The organism is Paenibacillus sp. AD87, assembly GCF_001659845.1.
In the GTDB taxonomy this organism is placed as follows: Bacteria; Bacillota; Bacilli; order Paenibacillales; family Paenibacillaceae; genus Paenibacillus; species Paenibacillus marchantiae.
This window is the reverse complement of record NZ_LXQN01000007.1, coordinates 4,632,245-4,655,957: the sequence shown is the minus strand read 5'-3', so window position 1 is coordinate 4,655,957 and position 23,713 is coordinate 4,632,245. Positions and strand designations below refer to the sequence as shown.

At 46.8% G+C, this 23,713-nt stretch carries 23 protein-coding genes; 12 read left to right on the top strand and 11 right to left on the bottom strand.

Annotation, left to right across the window (positions count from 1 at the left end; genetic code table 11):
• Nucleotides 1-38 precede the first annotated feature (38 nt).
• A complete protein-coding gene (locus gpAD87_RS20575) occupies nt 39-1,733 on the bottom strand; it encodes a sigma-54 interaction domain-containing protein (RefSeq protein WP_064640281.1) in 1,695 nt (564 codons plus the stop codon).
• A gap of 454 nt (nt 1,734-2,187) precedes the next feature.
• Here gpAD87_RS20575 and gpAD87_RS20570 point away from each other — a divergent pair, with 454 nt between their 5' ends.
• Together gpAD87_RS20570 and gpAD87_RS20565 are read left to right on the top strand one after the other, a co-directional pair.
• Nucleotides 2,188-3,714, top strand: a complete 1,527-nt coding sequence (locus tag gpAD87_RS20570; protein ID WP_064640280.1) for a collagen-like protein — start codon at nt 2,188-2,190, stop codon at nt 3,712-3,714.
• Nucleotides 3,715-3,772: 58 nt separating this feature from the next.
• A complete protein-coding gene (locus gpAD87_RS20565; RefSeq protein WP_064640278.1) occupies nt 3,773-4,129 on the top strand; it encodes a hypothetical protein in 357 nt (118 codons plus the stop codon).
• A gap of 222 nt (nt 4,130-4,351) precedes the next feature.
• On the opposite strand, the gene gpAD87_RS20560 is transcribed toward gpAD87_RS20565, so the two are convergent.
• Nucleotides 4,352-5,275: a proline dehydrogenase family protein gene (locus gpAD87_RS20560; RefSeq protein WP_064640276.1), complete on the bottom strand. Its 924-nt coding sequence runs from the start codon at nt 5,273-5,275 to the stop codon at nt 4,352-4,354.
• 244 nt (nt 5,276-5,519) lie between these two features.
• Here gpAD87_RS20560 and pruA point away from each other — a divergent pair, with 244 nt between their 5' ends.
• Together pruA and rpoN are read left to right on the top strand one after the other, a co-directional pair.
• The gene (gene pruA, locus gpAD87_RS20555; RefSeq protein WP_064640275.1) at nt 5,520-7,067 is read left to right on the top strand and encodes an L-glutamate gamma-semialdehyde dehydrogenase; all 1,548 of its coding nucleotides are present in this window, start codon (nt 5,520-5,522) and stop codon (nt 7,065-7,067) included.
• Nucleotides 7,068-7,185: 118 nt separating this feature from the next.
• On the top strand, nt 7,186-8,490 hold the full coding sequence (gene rpoN, locus gpAD87_RS20550; protein ID WP_064640273.1) for an RNA polymerase factor sigma-54: 1,305 nt from the start codon (nt 7,186-7,188) through the stop codon (nt 8,488-8,490).
• A 158-nt stretch (nt 8,491-8,648) separates the two neighbouring features.
• On the opposite strand, the gene gpAD87_RS20545 is transcribed toward rpoN, so the two are convergent.
• Nucleotides 8,649-10,079, bottom strand: coding sequence for an aspartate ammonia-lyase (locus gpAD87_RS20545; RefSeq protein ID WP_063564614.1), 1,431 nt, complete (start codon nt 10,077-10,079; stop codon nt 8,649-8,651).
• A 321-nt stretch (nt 10,080-10,400) separates the two neighbouring features.
• On the opposite strand from gpAD87_RS20545, the gene gpAD87_RS20540 reads away from it, so the two are divergent.
• The 3 genes from gpAD87_RS20540 (at nt 10,401) to gpAD87_RS20530 (ending at nt 13,655) form a co-directional block, all read left to right on the top strand.
• Nucleotides 10,401-11,678, top strand: a complete 1,278-nt coding sequence (locus tag gpAD87_RS20540) for a methyl-accepting chemotaxis protein (RefSeq protein WP_064640271.1) — start codon at nt 10,401-10,403, stop codon at nt 11,676-11,678.
• A 169-nt stretch (nt 11,679-11,847) separates the two neighbouring features.
• Nucleotides 11,848-12,693, top strand: a complete 846-nt coding sequence (locus tag gpAD87_RS20535; protein ID WP_064640270.1) for a hypothetical protein — start codon at nt 11,848-11,850, stop codon at nt 12,691-12,693.
• A gap of 248 nt (nt 12,694-12,941) precedes the next feature.
• Nucleotides 12,942-13,655: a stalk domain-containing protein gene (locus tag gpAD87_RS20530; protein ID WP_064640268.1), complete on the top strand. Its 714-nt coding sequence runs from the start codon at nt 12,942-12,944 to the stop codon at nt 13,653-13,655.
• A 103-nt stretch (nt 13,656-13,758) separates the two neighbouring features.
• Here the strand turns inward: gpAD87_RS20530 and gpAD87_RS20525 are convergent, their stop codons facing one another.
• Nucleotides 13,759-14,733 carry a ring-cleaving dioxygenase gene (locus gpAD87_RS20525; protein ID WP_064640266.1) on the bottom strand — a complete coding sequence of 325 codons (975 nt, stop codon included), beginning with the start codon at nt 14,731-14,733 and terminating at the stop codon, nt 13,759-13,761.
• Nucleotides 14,734-14,960: 227 nt separating this feature from the next.
• Between gpAD87_RS20525 and gpAD87_RS20520 the strand changes: the two genes are divergently transcribed.
• Nucleotides 14,961-15,722, top strand: a complete 762-nt coding sequence (locus gpAD87_RS20520) for a YwaF family protein (RefSeq protein ID WP_064640265.1) — start codon at nt 14,961-14,963, stop codon at nt 15,720-15,722.
• A 156-nt stretch (nt 15,723-15,878) separates the two neighbouring features.
• Here the strand turns inward: gpAD87_RS20520 and gpAD87_RS20515 are convergent, their stop codons facing one another.
• Complete coding sequence (locus gpAD87_RS20515) at nt 15,879-16,673, bottom strand: SDR family oxidoreductase (RefSeq protein WP_064640263.1); 795 nt, start codon at nt 16,671-16,673, stop codon at nt 15,879-15,881.
• A 157-nt stretch (nt 16,674-16,830) separates the two neighbouring features.
• Nucleotides 16,831-17,088: a YqkE family protein gene (locus gpAD87_RS20510; RefSeq protein ID WP_064640261.1), complete on the bottom strand. Its 258-nt coding sequence runs from the start codon at nt 17,086-17,088 to the stop codon at nt 16,831-16,833.
• 128 nt (nt 17,089-17,216) lie between these two features.
• Between gpAD87_RS20510 and gpAD87_RS20505 the strand changes: the two genes are divergently transcribed.
• A complete protein-coding gene (locus tag gpAD87_RS20505; RefSeq protein ID WP_064640259.1) occupies nt 17,217-17,399 on the top strand; it encodes a hypothetical protein in 183 nt (60 codons plus the stop codon).
• Nucleotides 17,400-17,587: 188 nt separating this feature from the next.
• On the opposite strand, the gene gpAD87_RS20500 is transcribed toward gpAD87_RS20505, so the two are convergent.
• A complete protein-coding gene (locus tag gpAD87_RS20500; protein ID WP_064640258.1) occupies nt 17,588-18,235 on the bottom strand; it encodes a peptidylprolyl isomerase in 648 nt (215 codons plus the stop codon).
• Between the two features lie 256 nt (nt 18,236-18,491).
• Here gpAD87_RS20500 and gpAD87_RS20495 point away from each other — a divergent pair, with 256 nt between their 5' ends.
• Complete coding sequence (locus gpAD87_RS20495) at nt 18,492-19,703, top strand: MFS transporter (RefSeq protein WP_064641080.1); 1,212 nt, start codon at nt 18,492-18,494, stop codon at nt 19,701-19,703.
• A gap of 177 nt (nt 19,704-19,880) precedes the next feature.
• On the opposite strand, the gene gpAD87_RS20490 is transcribed toward gpAD87_RS20495, so the two are convergent.
• The 3 genes from gpAD87_RS20490 to gpAD87_RS32260 form a co-directional block, all read right to left on the bottom strand.
• Entirely contained in the window at nt 19,881-20,090 is a 210-nt protein-coding gene (locus tag gpAD87_RS20490; RefSeq protein WP_064640256.1) for a hypothetical protein, read from the bottom strand.
• A 38-nt stretch (nt 20,091-20,128) separates the two neighbouring features.
• On the bottom strand, nt 20,129-20,497 hold the full coding sequence (locus gpAD87_RS20485; RefSeq protein ID WP_064640255.1) for a hypothetical protein: 369 nt from the start codon (nt 20,495-20,497) through the stop codon (nt 20,129-20,131).
• A 204-nt stretch (nt 20,498-20,701) separates the two neighbouring features.
• Nucleotides 20,702-20,863, bottom strand: a complete 162-nt coding sequence (locus gpAD87_RS32260; protein ID WP_017690239.1) for a hypothetical protein — start codon at nt 20,861-20,863, stop codon at nt 20,702-20,704.
• A gap of 144 nt (nt 20,864-21,007) precedes the next feature.
• Between gpAD87_RS32260 and gpAD87_RS20480 the strand changes: the two genes are divergently transcribed.
• Together gpAD87_RS20480 and gpAD87_RS20475 are read left to right on the top strand one after the other, a co-directional pair.
• A complete protein-coding gene (locus tag gpAD87_RS20480; RefSeq protein ID WP_063564602.1) occupies nt 21,008-21,289 on the top strand; it encodes a hypothetical protein in 282 nt (93 codons plus the stop codon).
• Nucleotides 21,290-21,494: 205 nt separating this feature from the next.
• On the top strand, nt 21,495-23,354 hold the full coding sequence (locus gpAD87_RS20475) for a sensor histidine kinase (RefSeq protein WP_231952688.1): 1,860 nt from the start codon (nt 21,495-21,497) through the stop codon (nt 23,352-23,354).
• Between the two features lie 77 nt (nt 23,355-23,431).
• Here the strand turns inward: gpAD87_RS20475 and gpAD87_RS20470 are convergent, their stop codons facing one another.
• The gene (locus gpAD87_RS20470; protein WP_231952686.1) at nt 23,432-23,692 is read right to left on the bottom strand and encodes an NHLP leader peptide family RiPP precursor; all 261 of its coding nucleotides are present in this window, start codon (nt 23,690-23,692) and stop codon (nt 23,432-23,434) included.
• Nucleotides 23,693-23,713: the final 21 nt, after the last annotated feature.

Genomic DNA, 23,713 nt, shown 5'->3' with positions numbered 1-23,713 from the left:
TCTCTGTATCATTCATTATAACGACAAGAAGAGGCTGGTCATAGACCGAGCCTCTTCATGCGGTTATAGAGCGTTGCTCTGGAGATACCGAGCTGCCGGGCGAGCGTTCTTTTGTTACCTCCGGCGGCTTTCAGATATTGCAGCAGCAGTTCCGACTCATAGGTGTCCAACTGCTCCTGATAAGATAGGGTGGAAGTATCTTGCGACTCGTCTTGTTCTCCTTCATGTATTGAAACAGCTGGGTCCGAGCTGCCAGGTAAACGAGACGAGCCTGATTCCAGGCCAGGCTGTGGATGAAGCTGCACTGTCTCGTTCAATATGGATTGTGCCTGATCAATGGATGAAATGAAGGTGTCAGGGAGATATTCAGGCTTAACCTCGCCATCCGTGGTGAGAATGGTGATCCGCTCAATCACATTTCTTAATTCCCGTACATTACCCGGCCAGTCATACTGGAATAACAGCTTGAACACCTCCGGAGGAACCAGTTCAATATGACGATTATAGAGCAAGGAAAACTCTTGCAGGAAGGTCTGCGTCAACTCGTAAATATCTTCCTTGCGCTTACGCAGGGGAGGAATAACGAGATTAATGACATTCAGTCGATAATAGAGATCCTCCCGGAATTGGTTGCGGGCAATCATGCCCAGTAGATTCTGATTGGTTGCGGCTATAATTCGGCAGCTTGCCTGTTTCATGCGTGTTCCACCGACAGGGAAGTAACTTTTCTCCTGCAATACACGCAACAGCTTCACCTGAAGCTCCAGCGGCATTTCACCTATTTCATCCAAAAAGAGCGTACCGCCTTCGGCTAATTCGATTTTCCCTTTTTTTCCTTTGGGATCAGCCCCTGAAAATGCACCTTTCTCGTAGCCAAATAACTCACTTTCAAATAATGAACCAGGAATAGCTCCGCAGTTAATGGCAATAAATGGAGCTGTCTGCGGTTCACGCAGGTCATGAATGGCTTTGGCGAATAGCTCCTTGCCCGTTCCACTTTCTCCTAGAATGAGCACGGTAGCTGAGGTAGTACTGATCTTGCGAATAGTCTCCAGACAATGGTTGATTACCGGACTGCTACCCTTGATTCTGGCAAACGGATCGGAATTCGGGCGCAGACGGGCAACGGCTTTCTCCAGATGCTGGACTTTGGATGTCATATGTAATAACTCTTGATGCAGACGTATTTCAGTTGTTATATCCACTTCAGCAGCAACCGCGCCTACAATACGTCCATCGAGTTGCACTGGACGTGCATTAATCAGGGCGAATAGATCGGGCCTTGGCTGGTGCTGCTTTCGATACACGGTTTCCCCTGTATATAACGTTTTGAGCGATTGAAGGCGATCCGGGGGAAAGAAATCCGCTGCCGGTTTCCCAATGATATCTTTTTTGTTGATGGAAAAAACATGCTCCGCACCCGATGTCCAGTAGGTCACCTTTGCTTCTTCATTAATCAATGTTAGAGCTGAGCCTGCTGTCTCCAGTGTTGTCTCGAAATAAGCCTCCATAAGCCGATGGGCATGCATTATTTCTTCTAGAACATCGGATACAGCGATATAGCCCAATAGAGGTCCATCATCCTGCACTAACAGGTAAGGACTGGTATTGAAAAGGGGGATGGCGTCTGCCAGCCCAGTGGTTGAAGGGATAACGGGCATGGAAAGGCCCGAATCCAGGATACTCATATTTGTACGTAATAAGGTCATTAATTCTGGAAGTAAATGTTTCATCAATATCACCTCAGTTAGGGCATAACTTTCGAAAACTATACCTGTTGCACGAGCTGCTTACAAGCGGCCCCCAGATGAAATGATTGTGGGGATGATAGTTACCCATATTATAGCTTTCCAAATGAAGTGTGTATATATTTTTTGACATGAAGCATACATGATATCGGCGCAGAAGAGAGGGGTATCGATTTATTATTTTTGTTATGCGCTTTCATTTTTGCGGTTTAGGAATAATTGTTAATTAAAATGGGCGAATTAAAATTTCAGGTGAGATATGAGTTATTAAAACTAACATTAGAAACAGTGAACTACACTGTTATCTCTCACCCAGTACCGGGCTGTTTAAGTGATTATTAATATAGAACATAAATTGTCCACACCATTAAGAAACTTCTGAATAATGCTATACGAAGGCTCAATGCGCATGAAGAAAAATAAAAAGGAGGCTGATGAAATGGCCATTCTATCAACCGGCCCTATTGAAAATAATATTTCAGGTGTAACTGGTACCCGTCCCACTCAATTCGTCACCGTCAAAATCGATAATCGGGATTCAATAGATGTATATAGCGTTCTTCTTTTGGGTTACTATCTCAATGGAGTCAGAACGTTATATGTGGAAGAACTGTTTAATGTGTTGCCCAATCAGGTCATAACCAAAGACTATAGTGCAAATTTTGATGCGTTCGAGTTTATATTTTCCACAGCAGACCTCGCTGCCCCGGAAGCGCAAATCTCCGTATGGGGCAAAGACGCCGAAGGTGAGTTGGTCACAGCTCATCGATTGGTATCCCAGGAGTTGTTGGGTGAAACCCTGAGCACAACAGGTGTAACTGGAGCTACAGGAGCGACAGGCGCCACCGGGGTTAGGGGTGCAACAGGCGCCACCGGAGTAACGGGAACAACAGGCGGCACTGGAGTGACGGGAGTAACAGGCGGCACCGGAGTAACGGGAACAACAGGCGGCACTGGAGTGACGGGAGTAACAGGCGGCACCGGGGTGACGGGAGCAACCGGAGCCACCGGAGTGACGGGAGCAACAGGTGGCACCGGAGTGACGGGTGCAACAGGCGACACCGGGGTTACGGGTGCAACAGGCGCCACCGGAGTAACAGGAGTGACAGGCGACACTGGGGTTACGGGTGCAACAGGCGCCACTGGAGTGACGGGAGTAACAGGCGGCACCGGGGTGACGGGAGCAACCGGAGCAACCGGAGCCACCGGAGTGACGGGAGCAACAGGTGGCACCGGAGTGACGGGTGCAACAGGCGCCACCGGAGTAACAGGAGTGACAGGCGACACTGGGGTTACGGGAGCAACCGGAGCCACTGGAGTGACGGGAGCAACAGGAGCCACCGGAGTGACGGGATCAACAGGAAGCACTGGAGTGACAGGAGCAACAGGCAGCACCGGAGTGACGGGATCAACGGGAGCTACTGGAGTGACAGGAGCAACAGGCAGCACCGGAGTGACGGGATCAACGGGAGCTACTGGAGTTACCGGAGTAACAGGAGTCACTGGAGCTACTGGTGTTACAGGAGCAACAGGAGCCACGGGTTCTACAGGGCAAGGTTTGTCGTCCTATGGCTACATTTTTAATACTTCAACTCAGTCCGTAGCTACCGAGACGGATATAACCTTCGATAGCAATGAAAACCTTACTAACATTACTCATACACCGGGTACGGCTGGAATTATTATTGGTAATGCTGGGGACTATGCGATATTCTTCATCGTTGCAGGCGTTCAGGCAAACCAATTCACCCTTTATCAAAACGGAGCCCCTGTAGGCGGTAGTGTCTATGGTTCAGGAGCTGGCACTCAACCGAATCCAGGAATGATTATTATCACCGCCGCTCCCGGTGATGTGTTGACATTACGAAATCATTCAAGTGCATCGGCTGTTGATCTGCAAACTCTGGCAGGTGGATCACAGATCAATGCCAATGCGTCTATTCTTATTCAACAATTGAGCAGCTAACTCAAGCTGTGAGCTCTGAAGCAAAATGGGGAATAGGCTGCCTGAAGGAGGGGATTGTATGACTGTTCTATCAACCGGCCCCATTGACAATAGTCCAGTTCTTGGTGTGAATCCTTCGAGTTTTGTAACGGTGAGGATTGTGAACAGGGATTTGGTCAATAGTTCAGCTCTTCAGATTTACGGTTACATCTTGAACGGAGAGAGAACGATGTATGTCAGTGAGTTGATCGAAGTTTTGCCCAACCAAGTATTAACGAGGAATTATAGTGCTAATTTCATTTCTTATGAATTCGTGTTCACCATCACAGGTGCGGCTGCCAATGAGACCGAGGTTTCCGTGTGGGGGAAAACATCTTCGGGTGAGCTGGTAGACGCCCATCGCCTAGTAGGTTTCGAACAATTAGGCTCTGAATGAGCGGAGTCCACGCAAGAACACAAAAAGGGTAGTGTCCAAAAAAATAGACATTTTAAATTGGGGATGCTCATTTTTTAGACATTAAGAGATGAACCAGAGAGAAGAAAAGTTGGATGCTCTGGAATACTGTGTATACAAAAAAACCATGTGCCCTGAAAGAAAGTGGCAGCATGGTTTTTTTTTTTATCATTGCATTTTATATAAGGGAGTCCAGCCGGGAAATTATCTAAACATATTTTTGACCACCATCCAGAGATTTGCGGGTTTCTCGGCCAGACGGCGGGTGTAATACGGGTACCACATGGTTCCATAGGGCACGTAACAACGAATACGGTAGCCTTCTCTGGCCAGGCGTTCCTGTTCGCCCATGCGCAAGCCGTACAACATTTGAAATTCAAACGCATCCGGGGAAATTCCCCGATCCTTCGCGTATTGCTTGGTCCAGGCAATTATATGGTCATCATGTGATGCAACTGCTGTGTATACCCCCTGATCGAGATGATTGCGAATCATCGTTTTGAATTGATCGATGACTTCTGAAGTGTTCTGATAAGCTACGGATGCAGGTTCCTTGTAGGCACCTTTGACCAGACGCAGCCGGATTCCTTCCCGAATCATATCACGTGTATCTTCCACGGTACGATGCAAGTAGGCTTGCAGTACCGTACCTGTATTATCCAGTCCTTCAGAGTGTAAACGGCGCACAATATCCAAAGTCGCTTGGGTAAACGGGCTGTCCTCCATATCGATCCGGACGAACAGATTATGCAGCTTCGCTTGGGTGGCAACCGCACGTATATTTCGATAACCTTCCTCAGGGTCCAGCGCGAGTCCCATTTGGGTTGGTTTTAGCGAGACATTGGAGTCTGCACCCTGACGGGCAATGCCTTCCACCAGACGTATATACTCATCCCGATACAACGCGGCTTCTCTTAAATGGGTAATGCCCTCGCCCAGATGATCCAGTGTAGCCATAATGCCTTTGTTGTTGAGTACCCGAATCTCTTCGAGAGCTTCTTCCAGTGTGTTGCCTGCGATAAACTTGCCAGCCAGCTTTTTGCCGTATTTGATGGAGAGATTCTCCACAGCTTTATTACCTGCGACGGTCAGCAGCGTTTTACGGTACATTTCGGTTCCGATACTCATCGGGGTTCCTCCTTATGGATCATGTTTCTTTATAACAAAGATATCAAGCAATAATCATGCCAAGATTGTTCTCATAGAAGAAAACGGGCGGTTATTTTGAAGAAAAACATTTATTTTCAAAAAATATTCCTTCATCAACCGGAGTTGGCACGGATCTTGCTACATATATTGGGTGATGAGTAAAATGCATGGCAATTCAGGCAAACAGCCAGCGAACCCCCACATCTGAAGGAGGAAATCATTCATGAATATCCCTTTTGTTAACGAACCATTTACATCCTTTGCAGTCCCGGCCAACCGGGAAGCTTTTGAGAACGCACTTCGCAAGGTGGAGGCTGAACTTGGCCAGGAATACTCTATTATTATTGGGGGGCAAAAAATAACGAGCGCCCGCACGGTAACCTCCGTAAATCCTGCGTACAAAAATCAGATCGTCGGAAAGATCTATCAGGCCGATCAAGAGCTTGCCGAGCAGGCCATCCAAACGGCTGCGGAAACATTTCGCACCTGGAAACATACGGACCCGAATGAACGTGCCCGTTATTTGTACAAAGCGGCGGCGCTCATGCGGCGTCGTAAGCATGAATTCTCCGCTTGGATGGTGTACGAAGCAGGTAAAACATGGCCAGAAGCGGATGCGGACACAGCCGAAGCTATTGATTTTATGGAGTTTTATGCCCGTGAGATGCAGCGTCTGAGTGAACCACAGCCGCTCACACGAATTGCAGGCGAAGATAATGAATTGAGTTATATTCCGCTTGGTGTGGGGGTTGTAATTCCACCATGGAACTTCCCACTCGCGATTATGGCAGGCATGACTTCTGCTGCATTGGTATCTGGCAACACGGTTGTATTGAAGCCAGCTAGCACAACACCGGTTATTGCCGCCAAATTCATGGAGCTGCTTGCAGAAGTGGGTGTGCCGGATGGCGTAGTGAACTATTTGCCAGGACCGGGCAGTGAGGTTGGCGATTATCTGGTGGACCATGCGCTCACCCGTTTTATCAGCTTTACAGGTTCCAGAGATGTCGGTCTGCGGATCAATGAACGTGCAGCACGCACCGCACCGGGTCAGAAATGGATTAAACGGGTGATTGCTGAAATGGGTGGCAAGGATTCAATTGTTGTAGATAGCGACAGTGATCTGGAATTGGCTGCGGAATCCATCACGGCTTCAGCGTTTGGCTTCTCGGGACAGAAGTGCTCTGCGTGTTCCCGTGCCATTATTCATAAAGATGTATATGACGAGGTACTGCAAAAAGTGATTGAACGAACCAAGCAACTGAGCATGGGCAGCCCGCTTGAAGTCGGAAATCAGGTAGGTCCGGTTATCGATGACAAGGCGTATGCCAAGATCACAGAATATATTGAAATAGGCAAGGGTGAAGGACGCCTTGTACTCGGTGGTAGTACAGGGAACGAGGCAGGTTACTTCATTGAACCGACCATTATTGCTGATGTGGACCCGCAAGCGCGGATTTCACAGGAAGAGATTTTTGGACCGGTGTTGGCCTTTATCAAGGCAGAATCCTTCGGGGATGCACTGGATATTGCCAATAATACCGATTATGGACTGACAGGTGCGGTGATCTCTCGCAATCGCGAACATCTGGAACAAGCCAGACGGGAATTTTTTGCGGGGAATCTATACTTTAACCGTAAATGCACAGGTGCACTGGTGGGTACACATCCATTTGGCGGATTTAACATGTCGGGAACAGATTCCAAGGCAGGAGGAAGGGACTACTTGCTGCTGTTCACCCAAGCGAAGTTGGTATCCGAGAAATATTAGTTGAAAATTGGGTCTGGGCCCGCTGTAATCGCTTGGTTTTTATGCTATCATTTCCTGAAATAGTCTTTGTTCGTCAGTATACTGGAGTAGCTTGAGCAGCGCTTAAGGGGGGAGACGGATGTTAGGATTTCAGTTGGTGCAGGAGGGGCGTATTCGATTATCCATTACGCCGGAGATGAAGCAATCCATTCATCTGCTGACCTTGTCGGGACAGGAGCTGACTCGTTATTTGCAGGAGGCGGCGGATGAAAATCCGGTGCTTGAGCTAGAAGAGCCCTCTACCCTGCGCACCCATCTTCCCCGACGGTTGAATCAGGAGAGGTTCTCCTCTTATGATCCGCTGTTACAGATGAAAGGTGCCGAACCTACACTTGAACATCTGTTGATATCTCAGCTTCGGTTGCAGAATCTTACACCTGCAATGGAGACAACAGCTGTATATTTGGCTGGTTGTGTCAACGATGATGGCTATCTACCGATGGAATTGAATGAGGTTGCATCGGCAAGGGGAATATCGATGCCTGAGGCTGAAGCAGCCCTGGACATTCTCCAGTCGCTGGACCCGGCAGGTGTGGGAGCGCGCAACTTGCGTGAATGCTTGTTGCTTCAGATTAGGAGTGATCCATTAGCTAACCAGCATGCGGAGTACATGGTGGCGAAAGGTCTGGAGGAGTTGGTTCGTTTCCACCCAGGCAGAGCAGGAACAAGACTAGGGATTTCTTCGCAGCAGGCTCAGGCAGCCTATGACTATATTGCTTGTCTAGACCCGAAACCTTGCAGATCCATCGGTTGTACGGAACGTCCACATTATATTATTCCGGATGCCGTTGTGCAGATAAGGAATGATGAACTTTCTCTACGTTTAAATTCAGCGGGTGTGCCGCGGGTATCCCTGAACGAAGCTTGTTGTCGCTGGATCAAGGAGATTGATGCTGATGAGGTATGGTTAGGCCGGGCAGCAGAGGCGAGAGCGATCATTCGCAGTGTGCGCATGCGTCGCCGAACTCTGATGCGTGTCCTAGCTGCGATCATGAGCGAACAGGAATCTTTTCTGCGTGAAGGACCTGCCGGTTTGAAGCCGCTAAATCTGGCGATCATTGCCGAGGCCATCGGCATGCATGAGTCGACGGTGAGCCGTGCGGTCAATGGCAAATATGTTCAGACACCGCATGGTGTCTTTGAACTCAAGGCTTTTTTTGCATCAGGTCTTGAAACAACGAACGGAGTAATGGCCTCTGCGCCGGCGGTGAAGCTCAGACTGAAAGAGCTGATTCGTTCTGAACGCGCGGAACGCCCATACTCGGATAGCCAACTTACCACATTACTCGCGAATGAAGGCATCGTTATCTCCCGTAGAACGGTCGCGAAATACAGGGAAGAGCTTCAGATTTTGCCTTCACTTGAACGGAAGCGCTGGGCATGAATGACGTTTGCCTTCATTATATATCCTAAACAAGTAACCCCCGCGAGCCGTGGTAACGGTCTGCGGGGGTTATTCGTTCCGATTTAACAGCGATCAAGAGGTTGTTCTATCATCGGAGTGTCCATGTAAATATTTATTAGTGGAACTTAAACAGCTTACTACCGTTCCATATTGTGCAGGAAGTGCTCACCTGCAATACCTGGAGTAGTCATCTGCTCCGGATGCAAAATTTCTTCCAGTTCTTCCGGTGTCAGTAGACCTCGTTCCAGAATGATCTCCTGCAAGGTGTTTCCGGTCTTCAACGCTTCCTTCACAATGGAGGCTGCCACATCATAGCCCAGATGTGGATTGAGCGCTGTAATTACACTAAAGCTCTGCTTCATGATCAATGCACAACGCTCACGGTTTGCTTCCATTTCTTCAACAGCATAACGAGTAAAGACGTCGATACCATTATTCATGATTTTCAGCGATTGCAGCAAGTTGAACGCAATAACGGGGCCCATGACGTTCAATTCGAATTGACCAGCTTCACAGGCCATGCAGATCGTATGGTCATTTCCCATAACCTGGAAGGATACCTGATTGATCACTTCCGCCATAACCGGATTCACTTTGCCCGGCATAATGGACGAACCTGGCTGACGCGGTGGAAGACGCAGCTCATTGAATCCTGCGCGTGGGCCAGAAGCCATCATACGAATATCGTTACAGATTTTGGACAGACTGACAGCACATACTTTCAGTGCAGCCGACAATTCCAGATAGGCATCCGTATTCTGTGTGGCATCCACAAGATCCTCGGCCGTTTGCAAATTCAATCCTGTCACATCGGACAGATGCTCCGTGACTTTAACAATGTATTCGGGTTTCGCGTTGAGACCTGTACCTACAGCCGTCGCACCCAAGTTAATGGTGAGCAGGCGGCGATTTGCGAACTCCAGACGCTCAATATCACGTCCGATAACACGCGCATAGGCACCGAACTCTTGTCCAAGTCGAATAGGCACAGCATCCTGAAGATGTGTCCGGCCTACTTTGACTACATCGTTAAATTCCTGTTCTTTTTTGCGGAACGCATCCTGCAAACGCTTCATCGTATCAAGCAACGTTTCCGACAACCGATACGCAGCAATGCGCAGTGCAGTTGGGATCACGTCATTGGTGGATTGGGACATGTTCACATGGTTATTCGGGTTACAGTGGAAATAGTCACCCTTGTTCTGCAATAACAGTTCCAGTCCACGATTGGCCAGAATTTCGTTCATATTCATATTCATGGAGGTGCCTGCACCGCCCTGAATGGAGTCAACAATAAAATGATCCAGATGATGGCCTTTCATCATTTCTTCAGCAGCCATGACGATGACATCGCCAATTTTGCGTGGCAGCATCTTCAGCTCCATATTCGTGATTGCCGCAGCCTTTTTCACCGCAGCCAGAGCTGTAATCAGTTCCCGGTGCACAGGAACGCCGGTAATCGGGAAGTTCTCTACAGCCCGAACCGTCTGTATTCCGTAATAAGCATAAGCAGGAATTTCTTTTTCTCCAATAAAATCTTTCTCCGTCCTTGTGGACATTGTAGACATTTCGTTCGCCTCCAGTGGCATCCAAAAATAGGTCAGCTCCGGCAATGCCGAAGCGCACTCAGTATATCATTTAAGCAAAATGGATGCCAAGCTAAATCATTTCACCCTACTTGCCGATAAATAATTTAAATTAAGGATATCACCTTGGCAGATTAAAGGTTCAGTCAGTCAAAACTCGTCTTATCAATTATGCTCCACTTAGAGGAGAAGTCATGCATGAAGAATAAGATGGGGGTTAATTTGTCGTTTTCAGTGATCTAAATCACATGTAATTTGGTTATCTATTGGTAAAATAGGAAAAAAGGACTATGAGGTGTGAATATGAAATGGACTTTAGGCGCAAAAACCGTCGCAGGTTTGGTACTGATTTCACTGATTACGTACGGAACTAGCGGCTTTTTTATATTTTTCCTTCAGGATTGGCTCTCGTTCTCCATGCCAAGCTGGTTGTATATCTCTATCGTACTCATCATGGGCGTATGCTGGAACGCGATTCTGGGCTGGTTTGCCTCTCGTTGGCTAACTCGTCCAATTGTGCACTTGTCCCGTGCGGCACAACAAGTCTCATCGGGGGATTTGACGGCCGAGATTCCAGAGCGGCGAACACAGGATGAAATTACTGTATTATATGATGCTTTTCGCGTAATGGTTTTCAATTTGAGAAGTATTGTAAACGATATTACAGATAGTACACGTACAACCTCACAGAATGCTCAGTCACTTAGCGAAGCAATCGCCCAGGCAGCGGAGCAGATCGAGATGATGTCTGATGCGGTGGATCATATTGCTGTGGGTGTGGAAGAGCAGAAGACGACATCACATCAGTCGTTGATTACAGCGGATGAGATGTTGAACGATTTTCAGCGCATGCACAGTCAGTCGATCGGGATGACAGAAATGTCCGGCCAGATGGAACGTTCGGTAGATCATACGAAGCAGACCTTCTCTTCTTTGATGAAAGGAATGGACGAGCTGACGGAATCTCACAACCGTTCCCGGGACATCATGGTGTTGCTTGAGAAGGAAGCTTCGGATATTGAAGCCATTACCCAGTCCGTCAAAAACATTGCAGAGGAAACAGGGCTGCTTGCCCTGAATGCTTCCATTGAGGCTGCGCGTGCGGGAGAAGAGGGTGCAGGATTTGCTGTCGTAGCCCAGCAGATTCGTAAGCTGGCAGATGAGAGTAAACAATCGGTGCATCGGATTAATGAGCTGATCAGCCGTGTTCAGCAGCGTATCAAGGATACAGCCCAACTGATTCATGAACAGCATGGTCTCGTAGTGAACGAATCCGAGCGCACGATCTCTGTTGATCAGACACTGCACGAGCTTACAGGTACGGTAGAAGTGTTTATGAAGGGCGCTCATGAAATCGGATCCAAAATTGGGGAACAGACCAGCCGCGTGGAACAAACGCACGGTCATGTGAAAAAGATTCAAGGGAAAGCCGGATCTTTCTCGGATGAGGCAAGACGGATTATGGATGCGGCACATGAAGAGACGGCAATTATGCAGGAGATTTCATCCTCGGCTGAAGAGCTGAGACAGTTAACAGATCGATTAATGGATAAAACGAAAGCATTTCGGATGCAGCCTTGAGCTGTTTCCGGGGTGTTTTTTTGCTTATTATGGTTAAAGCCGAACGTTCTTTCGTAAAAACTGAAATATGTAAAGATTTTTTTATGAAACATTAACAAATTCGCAACGCTTGGGCGATAAATGAAGATATAATGGTAGTATTCCACTACAGATTAAGGAGCCCAGCATATTGAAAACTTGGACAGGTATCCTGCTGATGATTATTTTGGCGGTAGCGACGATTAGTACAACCTCGTCTGCCAGAACCATGAATGAATCGCAAAAACAGCTTAACATAGATGATCAATCCAGCCAGACCTCAGCGGTCGTGGCTTCCAATATAGAAACAATGAATGAAGCAGCGTTTACAACGAAGGAATCGATTCCTGTTAAGGGAGAGTACGTTTCGGTTGCTCCGGAAAATGAGAATGTAAGACTATACCCCATGAAAGTCGAAGGTTCAGGATATATATATAACGGAATGGTGTTGGAAGTGAACGGCAAGAAACGTGAATTCAGCAAATGGCAAGGAGAAGGCGGATCCTACAAACCCGAAGTGCACGAACTGGATCTGAATGGAGATGGCAAGAAGGAGATTGTTGTGTTGTTTACAGCCGGTCATGGTACAGGCATCTATCTGGGTGAAGCACATATTATCGATCCAGAAACGCTGGAAGAGATGAAAATGCAATCACTGGATGAGATTGTGAAGCAGCATGTAAATTCGAAAGTCAGTGTTACACCAGGTCAGGTGACGATCAACGTTACCGTTGATGGTGTTCATTCAGAACCTTCCCTGATGGAGGAAGACACGAGCGAGGGCGTGTATAACGAGCAGCTCAAGTTCGGCGGTGTTGTTTATTACAGTGTGGAGAATGGCAAGTTGGTTGTGTCGGCATCCGGTGCATACGGTATGGGTTTATATGACGGTGACTTGAACTTTGCCTATGACTATAAAGATGGCGAGTGGCAGGCTGTGGACTTGAAATACAGCACGGAAGAGTATGAAGATGAGTACTATGAATCTTTTGATTGAACGGAAGTAATCAGAGAAACGCAGAATAGCTGAGAACAATGATAAAAAAATATGTCCCCATGGTCTGAACTGACAGAGGGAAACGGGTGAGGCTGAAAAAAATGATGAACCTTTAGCCTCGCTTTGTGCTATCCAAAATCGAATTTTTTTTCAGAGATTTACCATGAAATGGTTGACACAAACACTTTAGTCGTTTAAATGTATAAAGGATGGAACTCATCTATTTCATACTTTAGGAGGGATCATTCATGAAGAAGAAGGTTGTATTGGGCTTAATGGTGGGTACACTAACTCTCGGCATCGGCACTGGCGCACTCGCAGCAACGGGTCTGGAACCGATCAAAGCGTATTTAAACAGCAAGATATCTCTGAAATTAAATGGGACAACGGTAACAGCCAAAGATGCCAATGGGAAAACGGTATTGCCGATTACTTACAACGGAACGACCTATTTGCCAGTGCGTGCAGTCGGCACACTGCTCGGTACAGAAATTACGTATGACAGCGCAACATCATCCGTTAACATTGGCAGCAGTAATGGATCTGCACCGCCATCCGAAACCGGCAAGCTGACATTAAGTTCGCTGGGAACTGCAGCCTTGGGCACCTCGGACTGGCATACCAAAGATCCGGCCGAAACGGCGTACAAAGGCAAAGATTACAAAGATGTTTACCTGCATACCGACACAGCCAAGCAAGGCAAGAGCTTCCAAGTTATGACCCAGAAAAAGTATGCCAAGCTTCATCTCGATTTGGCTGTTCTTGGCGGTTCACAGAAGCTTGAGATTATGGACGAAAACAATACAACGCTCAAGACGGTATCGCTTGCTCCTGAAGACGGATTGGTTGGGGTAGACGTGGATGTTGCAGACACGGATGCCATCTTTGTTGAAATAGTTGATGAGGACCCGGGTGCCTCCCTGTTTGTTCCGTTGACGACCTCATATTTAACCAAAAAATAAACGAGATATTAAAAACGATTATCGCCTATGCATCAGCCGGATGGTTGTTCCGGATTGGCATAGTGATAATCGTTTTTTTGTTCTTTTGGGACGTATGATCAGGTTAGCGAATTACTGTATCGAGCGGTTTGAGATTCGCTTCAATCTCTGCACGGCGACCTTCAAGGAATGGAGGCAATGCCAGGGACTCTCCAAGATGAGCCAATTCTTCATCCGTGTCGAAGCCGGGACCATCGGTTGCCAGCTCGAACAGAATGCCATTGGCTTCACGGAAGTACAGGGAGCGGAAGTAGAAACGGTCTACGAAACCGGAATTCGGGAATCGGAAATTATGAACCCGTTCTACCCATTGTTTCAGTTCTTCTTCATTATCGACGCGGAAGGCAACATGGTGCACACTGCCTCGTCCAGGGCGTTCTTGGGCAAGGTCATTTCGTTCTTCGACATGCACCTCAGAGCCATTTCCACCTTCACCGGATTCGAAGACGAGTACATCGGGTTGGCCTGCGACAAAAGCAGGATAGGTTCCTTTTTGACGGAAGCCGAGCAGTTCAGTAAGAACTGGAGCGGTAAGGGACGCATCTCTAACGGTAAGATGGACTGGGCCTAAGCCTACAATGCCATACTCGACAGGTACAGGGCTTTGTTCCCAAGGTTTGCCCCCTGCAACACCTGTATTGTGTTCATCAGAAACCAGAATCAGACGTTGTCCTTCAAAGTCCGTAAACGAGAGAGTGGCACGCCCACCGCGTTCAGTGATTTCTCCATGAGGAACATCGAATTCGTCAAAACGCTGTTGCCAGTACGTCAGGGCTGCATCGCTAGGAACACGAAGTGATGTGGCTGAGATACTATTCACGCCTTCGCGTGTCTGTCCGGCCATCGGAATCTCAAAGAAGGTAAGTTCGGTACCCGGATTCCCTTTTTCATCTCCATAGAAGAGGTGGTAGACCGAAACATCATCCTGATTGACTGTTTTTTTGATCAATCTCAAACCCATGACGTTGGTGTAGAACCGATAATTCTCAGCGGCGTGTGCGGTCAGTGCAGATACATGGTGAAGTCCTTTAATTTGCATTTTAAATTCCTCCTGGTGGCTAATTTATTGTTTATAATATTTCCGTTAAGAAAGTTACTAACTTTTTGTGTGTTTTGTTGTTGAATTTATCTTAACATAAAGATATTTAAAATACAATCCTAATTTAGAATTCCATCTGGACAGTGCATTCATTCAATGACAAAATGAAAAAGTTAACATTAAAGAGATAAACTGTGTTTGTGTAATGAGAAGGAGAGAAGAGGAACATGGCTTATCCTCAGTGGCTAGACCCTTATGATGCAAAACCGTTTATGCTGTTTTCCACTTCGCACCTATGGGCGATCGGTGTGATTGCTGCACTGGTTATATTGATGTTCCTGTTTCGGAATTGGCTGCGGTCCTGGGCACCGCACACACGCCGTACCTTTCGGATCGCTCTGGCATGTGTCATGTTCGGCTGTGAGATTGTGCTTCAGCTCTGGTATGTATATGGGGAGGTGTGGAGTCTACAGACTTCATTGCCGCTGGAGTTATGCAGTCTGTCCCTATTGTTATCTGCGCTGCTATTATTGACACGCAGCCGACTGCTGCATTCTGCATTGCTGTTCGCAGGTATAGCAGGAGCCTTGATGGCTATCGTAACGCCTAATCTCGGTTATGGTTTTGCACATTTTCGTTTCATTCAATTTTTTACTGCTCACGCTTGTATTATTCTGGCGTTGCTCTATATGACTTGGGTGGAACAGCTTCGTCCAAGCTGGAGAGCTGTGTTGGGTTCGATGATATTCGTGAACGTGGCTGCGTTGGTCGTATACAGTGTGGATGTCCTGCTTGACGCCAATTATATGTTCCTGAGACACAAACCGAATACGCCTTCAGTGCTCGACATGTTGGGCCCCTATCCCTTGTACATTCTTGGGGAAGAGGTATTGGCGTTAGTCATGTTCTCCCTAATGTACGTTCTACTCTTTGCCATTCCGGAGCGGCTGAATAATCGAGTGAAGAGAGGAAAGAGTTCAGCGCTCTAGTTAAAGGTCATCCGATACCAATGGTAGGCAGAGGGAGCTGTTCTTCGTTCTTCTATAAAGATATATTTCAAACTAAACATCCCGCAGCGGTCTGGATATCCAGATCGTTAGCGGGATGTTTGGCTGTTAACTCCACAGGGAACATGTTTCTAATTTTTATCCACGGAGCAAAGATTCCGCTCCATCCACGTAGATCCGGGTACCGGTCACATGGGAAGATTCATCAGAAGCGAGGAAGAGCACCAGATTGGCGACTTGCTTCGACGTTCCAGGTTCACCTTTGAGTGGATGTTCATGACCTTCCGGAAATTCAACCGGGATCTGTACTTCTATCAGATCGTCCGAAGGATAGGTGTTGTCATCGATGTTCGTGTCTATGGCTCCTGGGCAGACGGCGTTGACACGAATCTTGTAACGAGCCAGTTCCAATGCTGCCATCTTTGTAAAAGCCGTCTGACCTGCTTTACTGGAAGCGTATGCAGAGAACCCTATGCCAGAGAATACACGGTTACCGTTGATGGAACTCGTAATAATAATGCTTCCTCCGCGGTCTTTCAAATGGGGTATGGCGTACTTCACAGTTGCGAACGTGCCGCGCATATTGATGCCCATCGTCTGATCCCAGTCCTCAGGTTCCATCGTTTCAATGGGAGCCATCGTGCCGTTGATGCCCGCATTGGCAAATACAATATCAAGCTGTCCAGCTTGCTCTGCCACCTGATTGATTGCTTTCTGCACGTTGTCCGGTTTGGATATATCACATTCAATGACGTGGGCTTCTCCGCCTGCATTCTCAATCGTCTGTTGGGTTTTCTCTGCATTCTCCGGGGTCCGGTCCAGCATGAACACTTTGGCCCCATGCTCAGCGAAACGAATGGCGGTTGCCTGACCAATTCCTGAGCCACCTCCGGTTACAATCGCAACTTTCCCTTGCAAACGTTGTTCAGTCATCCTGATCCCTCCGTATCGTATGAATTATCAGTAACTCTCTATCTCTACATACCCGACTTAAGAGTCATGAATCATACGCACCACACAAAAAAACAGGATCGTTAAACGGCCCTGTTTCTATAATTTAGATATCATGATGATCTGATCGCTGCAAAAGTTACTTATGTTTCTTCCAGTCCAACGAACTGTTGTTCAACAGGTATTCAAAATCATTATCTTTCCGCTTCTGTTCCGCTTTACGAACTTCTTCCGCCTGCAGGCGTTCCTGCTCTTTGCGGTCTGCCTCGGCAGCCTTGGCTTCATCCGCCTGAGCTTTCAGTTTCTCTAACACATCACTGCTCAGCAGATCCTTTAGTGTGGTCGGTTTATCCTGTACTGCTTTGGGAGCAGGGGTGTGTTTTTTGGATTTTGCCATATAATAATCTCCTCTCAAAAACATGAATCAGCTTCCATTATCGTTCAGTAAATATATTATATCAGGTTCACCAAACCCATTCCATGAAACTGCGGGACAAAAGCAGGAAATAGGGGGTTACGTGACGAATGAAAACGGGTATAAATTCATATAATATTACCGATACTGCGACTATTCCCTGGAGAAAGGAGTCGTTGTTCGTGGAAGTAAACCGTAGTTTACTGAAAGGGCTTGCATGGGGTGTTGCTTTCAGCTGTCCGCTATGGATTGCGATCATCGGTTGGTTGCGTTTGATGGGATGGATGTATTGAGACGAGCGGGTTACAGAGCTGCTGCATATAGAGTTGTGCCAGAAGAGGGAAATTTTTTATAAAGTCATTTATGTAAACGCTAACATTGAATAAAGCTCTGCCTTGCGTGAATACGCAGGACAGAGCTTTATTTTGTCTTACAGGTTGTGAATTAAGATGGATAACTAAAATCCGTTCCAAAGGTAAGGTTAAGGCATTTTTACCGGTTCAGGATATTCTACTCCTTGAGTGTCGACAGTGACTTTTTTCATTACCTGATCGGTAACTGGTTTGTCTTGTCCGCCTATTTCCTGAGCAGCAATTCCATCAACGACATCCATACCTTCTGTAACTTTACCGAAAGTGGCATAGGCATTATCCAGATAATCAGCATCCGCTAACATGATGAAAAACTGGGAGCCTGCGGAGTCCAAATCATTTGTCCGCGCCATGGAGATAACCCCACGCGTGTGATTAAGATGGTTTTTATGACCATTGGATGTAAATTCTCCTTTGATGGCATAACCTGGGCCGCCCGAACCATCTCCGTTTGGATCACCACCCTGAATCATAAAGCCTGGGATAACACGGTGAAAGATCAAACCGTCATAGAAACCTTTATTCGCCAATGAGATAAAATTGTTCACCGTATTTGGTGCAATCTCCGGATAGAGCTCGATGACGATTTTCTGACCATCTGACATTTCAATTGTGGCTACAGGATTGGGACCAGTAGGCTCCACTGGAGCCGGTGTTTCCGTCGCGCTGCTTGCAGGGCGCCCACAACCACTAATGACGATAAGCAACATCGCTAGAACCAGCGACACAGCTGTTGTTTTTTTCCACCGAAAAGACATGAGAACGTTCCCCCTTGCATCTCTGCATAATATATTTAGTCAGAATTATTTTCGGATAATCCTTCAACTATCATACCGTTTTTGCGGACAAGATGGCAATGCAAGGCAGGATATTATGGGCGATAAGGGATGGTGTAAATGCTTACAGAGGTGTAAAATAAGGAAAATGCTTCCGCAGTCAGGACGTACGGGTCTGTTCCGTCCGCTCCAATACACGGCAGTCCCGGCGTCAGTAACGGAAAGGGCGTGCGGGTATATGGACTTCTCGTGGAAGCGTAATCTGGTGATTTTGTGGATTGGTGTGTTTTTTTGCAGCACCGCTTATTCGATCTCCATCCCATTTCTGCCTTTGTTTCTGAGTGGCGATCTGGGCGTTCGTGATCACCTGGAGTTCTGGTCAGGGCTTGCCTTTGGCATCACGTTTCTGGCAAGTGCGCTGGTGTCTCCCTTCTGGGGATCACTTGCTGACAAATATGGGCGCAAGCCAATGCTGATCCGGTCGGGATACAGCCTTGCGGTTTTGTATTTGATCAATTATTTTGTGCAGGACCCCTATTCATTAATCGTGGTTCGTTTGTTTCAGGGATTGCTCGCGGGGTTTGTTCCGGCGGCGATTGCACTGGTCGGAACCAACACACCGGAAGAGAAGACAGGGTATGCACTTGGTATCATGTCAACAGCCGGTGCAACAGGAGGTATAATCGGACCATTAATTGGTGGGGTGGTAAGCCACTATTATGGCAACCGGAATGCGTTTTTATTTTCCAGTATCGTAGTATTGGTCTCGGCGTTAATCGCGACCTTCTGGGTCAAAGAAGAGAACTTCAATCGGAACAAGGCACGTTCTCATGTGATGGACGACATCCGTGAAGCCAGGGCCAATCGCTTGTTTATTACGGTGCTTGGCATGATGGGCATATGTACCTTCTCCGTGATGATTCTGGAGCCATTATTGACCGTATACGTGATGGAAATGGGCATTCAGCCGGATCGTGCTTCTCTCAGCTCAGGAATTATTTTCTCTGCAGTTGGCGTAGCTACGGTTATTATGGCGCCGCGCTGGGGGAAGATCGGTTCACGAATCGGTTATGGCAAAGTACTGATCATTGGCCTTGTTGGCGGGGCGATTGGTAACCTCCTGCAATTTTTCACTACAGGTTATATTGGATTCGGAGTATTACGTTTTGTGTATGGATTGTTCTTTGCTGCGGTGTTCCCGGCGATTAATGCGATGATTGTGCAAGTGACTGAACCTGGCTTCCGGGGAAGAGCATTCAGCCTGAATCAGTCGGCTTCCCAGATCGGTACGATGGCGGGGCCGATAATCGGTGGTGTTCTGGGTGGCTGGTTGCCGATTCGTTGGATTTTTATCATCAATGGAGTGGCGCTGCTGATTACCGCCATTGTTGCGAAATGGTCCCGACTGGAGGAGAAGTTGCCGGGAGCGGGCAAACCTTTGGCGAAGTAATCAAAAACGCCAAAACGTGAAATGGCTAATTGGATAGCAGAGAGAGGGATGGCACCGTACGAATACGGTAGCCATCTCTTTTTCAGGATAAAGTCATTGTTATTACGAAATTAAAGCAAAAAGAAACCTCTTGGTAAAGAGGTTTCCTCATATTCTCATTGGATCTGTAATGCGTTCCTATTCATCTGAGGATGAATCTTTTAGGGGAACTTCAACGCCTTCAACGTTCTCCTTCGGAATGGCATGTTCAACAGCATCAAGCTGATCCTCATCTGCTAAGGCTTCGGGAAAGGAATCTTCCGTGAACAATCCAAAATTCGGATCAATATTCCGCTCGGTTACCAGATTATCGGGCTCATGTACTTGTCGCTTGTGATTATCCTTCATCGTGTCTGCACCTCCTAATTCAGGCTGTGACAAGAAGATTAGCGCCGTGGTGGAATATCGTTCTCCGGTTTCGCATCTGCCCCAGCGCCGTTTAGCAGGTCCGTCCCGTGAAGAGCGTTGGGGTCGGGTGCCGCAGGATCAACCGGACTATTCGGTTGAATAAGATCAGCATCAGGTACGGATTCGAGTGCAGGCTCCGCTGTCCGTGACTCCAATTCCGGTTCTTCCGTAGCCGCTACAAGGGGCGGATTCACTGTATTATCAGTATCAATACGTTTTCCTGTAACTTCATCAAAAGTGTCTATGTCACCTTCAGGGACTTCGGTTTCCAGTGGAATATCACGGGACCTCTGATAACGGTCGTAGTAACGTTCACTCTCTTCATTGCTAATCGGTCTGTCTGACATAAGTAGCACTCCCTCTCAGTGGATTATATTTAATGGTTGTTTTTTTGATTGTGCAGTTATCTTGAAAAGAAAGGTTCTTATTTCGTAGTTACCCAAAGGGCTAACGTTGTAATCTCGCACCCATTATGATTCCCTTGTGTTCCCAAAATATAAATATAAGCTGAAAGTGAACAATGTACGGATTACAGATTCAACGTGTATGCTTTAAAATTTAGGAAATACATATTTGACCAGAAAGTACAGAAATCCAAAGAAAATAATGATATAAGCCGCATACTTGATAAACGTGGAAGCGACCATACTTGAATCCGATTTGTGTTGGACATCCTTATGTTCTACCTCTACCGTTCTGTGTGGCTCATTCATTTGAATCACTCCTCATTGGTAAGTGTTTGCTTTGAGGAACATTACACCTGGAAGGGACGATTGAATCGCAGAGATCAGTTTTACAGCTTTTCATCTTTGGCCTATGATATGATGAAACATGGATATATGAGGGAGGGATTCCAATTGGATTGGTTTACGCTGGGGAATATGATCACTCAAATCCGAATCGGGCAAAAAGCGTCTACGCCCGGGTTTTCCCGTACCGTTATACGTCGTCCGGACGGGCTGTTCTGGGTAGGCGGGATATGGTCAGGACAGATTGTTCAGTTGCGGGATTATCTTTTCTCGGATATATGGACGATCTATGACGATGAGGAAACGGAGCAGTGGTTGGAATATCGCACAAAGATTGAACAGAAAGAGCGCGAAATGATTGAGAACCAGTTCGAAGATCTGCGCGGATAATGGAGAAAACACTCAGAACCTATCAAAAAAATGGAAATAAAACTATAAATCTACTAAAATGTGAATTTTCATTTTCCTACAAGAAGGTGACACGTCAAACTGTGGCGAATGATAAATGAGAGAACTTGGGGATAGAGAAAATAAGAACTTTGAGGTGCTGTGAATGAAAAATGTGCCCAAAGCTATCATCATCTTATGGATAAGTATGTTGAATATTCTCTGCTTGCCGCATGATTTCGTCTCAGCGACTGCAGGAGAAGTTGACAAACCTGTATCCATTACGGGATGGGAAGTAAAATGGGGGAACGTACACGATCAGGGATTCATCAGTGAGGTTCAAGGTACGGAGGAGATCTGGGAGAAGCAAGGTGCTGAAAAGCTGGAATACAGCAGCGTAGAAGCTCCTTCGGGTTCCATGTGGACTCGTGTGTCCATTCCTAAAATAAACGAAGATAGCTCGGCAATCCGTTTTGAGAATATTAAAGGGAACCACATTGTAATCTACTTGGACGATCGTAGGGTATATGAGAATTATCATTACAATTATGATAACAACGCTGTGTTGTTACCCTTATCAAGTGAGAATTCAGGTGGAAAACTTTACGTATGGTCAGAGAATGAAAAAGGCAGACTTGGCATCTACGGAACGGTTCAGGTTGGGCCTTATGCTACATTACAGGAAAAGTACATTCACAATGGACTGCTTGATGTGATATTGGGAGCGACCTTTGTGTTCACGGCTCTAACGATGCTGAGTTGCACTTTTTTCCTGGGCAAATTCCATAAAGGGTTGTGGATTTCGCTATGTATCGTGATGGGTTCAATCGGAACGATGATTATCACCTATTCACAGTTTTTATATACGTTCTACCAGGTTTACGGTAATCTGTATTCCGTATTGTTTGACCTGGCTATGCTGATGGGCATGCCTGCACTCTGTTATTTTTTTGAACAAATTATCGGACCAGGTCGTTATGGCATCTTTACCAAACTAAGAAAATTCCAATTCATCTATTCTGTAGTTGCTGTGGCTGCTCTGATGATTGATTTTATTTCAGGCGGTCAATGGGACATGCTCTATAGTTTGTTGGTTCAGAACGTGATTGGATTCGTTCTCGTAATCCTGTTGAGCATCTTAATGATCGGCACCATCTCCAAAGCGCTTCAACGGAGCCGGGAAGCTCTTTTGCTTGCTACGGGATTCGGCACATTTGCCTTAATCAGTGTTGCTGAACTACTGTGGTATTACCAGCGTAATGGAACATATCATCTGATATGGTGGAAATGGTCCATGGTTGCTTTTATTATCTCACTTATTGCCATACTGGGAAGCCGATTTGCTGAAAAACATACCAAAGTGCTTGAATACTCGAAAGAGTTGGAATTGTTCAATAATGAATTGCAGCGATCCGAGAAAATGGAAATCATTAGCGAACTGGCGGCGTCGGTTGCTCATGAGGTTCGTAATCCGTTGCAGGTGACACGAGGATTCCTTCAGCTCATGACAGAGCAGGAAGACAACAAAAACAAGGGATATGTGCGGATTGCTTTGGAGGAGCTTGATCGGGCTTCCGGCATTATTACCGACTTCCTAACGTTTGCCAAACCGGAGTTCGATCATATTGTCTCTCTCAATATCGCGGATGAATTTAATCATATTGAAGGCATTCTTGTACCGATGGCTAATCTGGAAGGCGGTAAAATAACAACTGACATTCCGCCAGATCTATGGATTAGAGGGAACTCTTCCAAGTTCAAACAGGCTTTTATTAATATTATTAAGAATAGTATTGAAGCGCTGCAAGGACAGGGTCAGATTGATATTTGGGCCTATGCTCAGGATGGGGTTATCAAGGTACATGTTAGGGATAACGGTGAGGGCATGGATGAGGAAGCACTGGTCCGCCTTGGGGAGCCTTATTTCTCGAACAAAATTAAGGGGACAGGCCTTGGCATGATGGTGACCTTCCGAATCGTTGAAGCCATGCATGGGCAGATTAGCTTTACAAGCACAAAAGGGGTAGGAACAGAGGCCGTTGTATCTTTTGCCGCGTTCGTCGAATGACGAGCGGTAGAAGTGTACGATGGCTTTTTTGTTCGCTACCCCTGATGTCGATCAATTACATATTCAATCTAATCCGTTTAGCTTCTCCACGGTCCGCAATTTACGTCATAATCCACTTTGGCTGGATTGGGAGGAATCACGAGAACATAGTCGTTCTGTTGTTCTTCAACGGTACGGACTTGAATGTGTTCAGGAATATCAATGCCAAATGCTTCACGAAGCGCTTGCTTCGGGTTGGAGTGCAGTTGTTGTCTGAAGTGCTCATCGGTCCAGGCCTTTTCAATAATATCCTCGTGCAACGTTTTCTCTGATACCATCATCGTCAACATTCCCTTCATATTTAAAATTCAACTGTACCA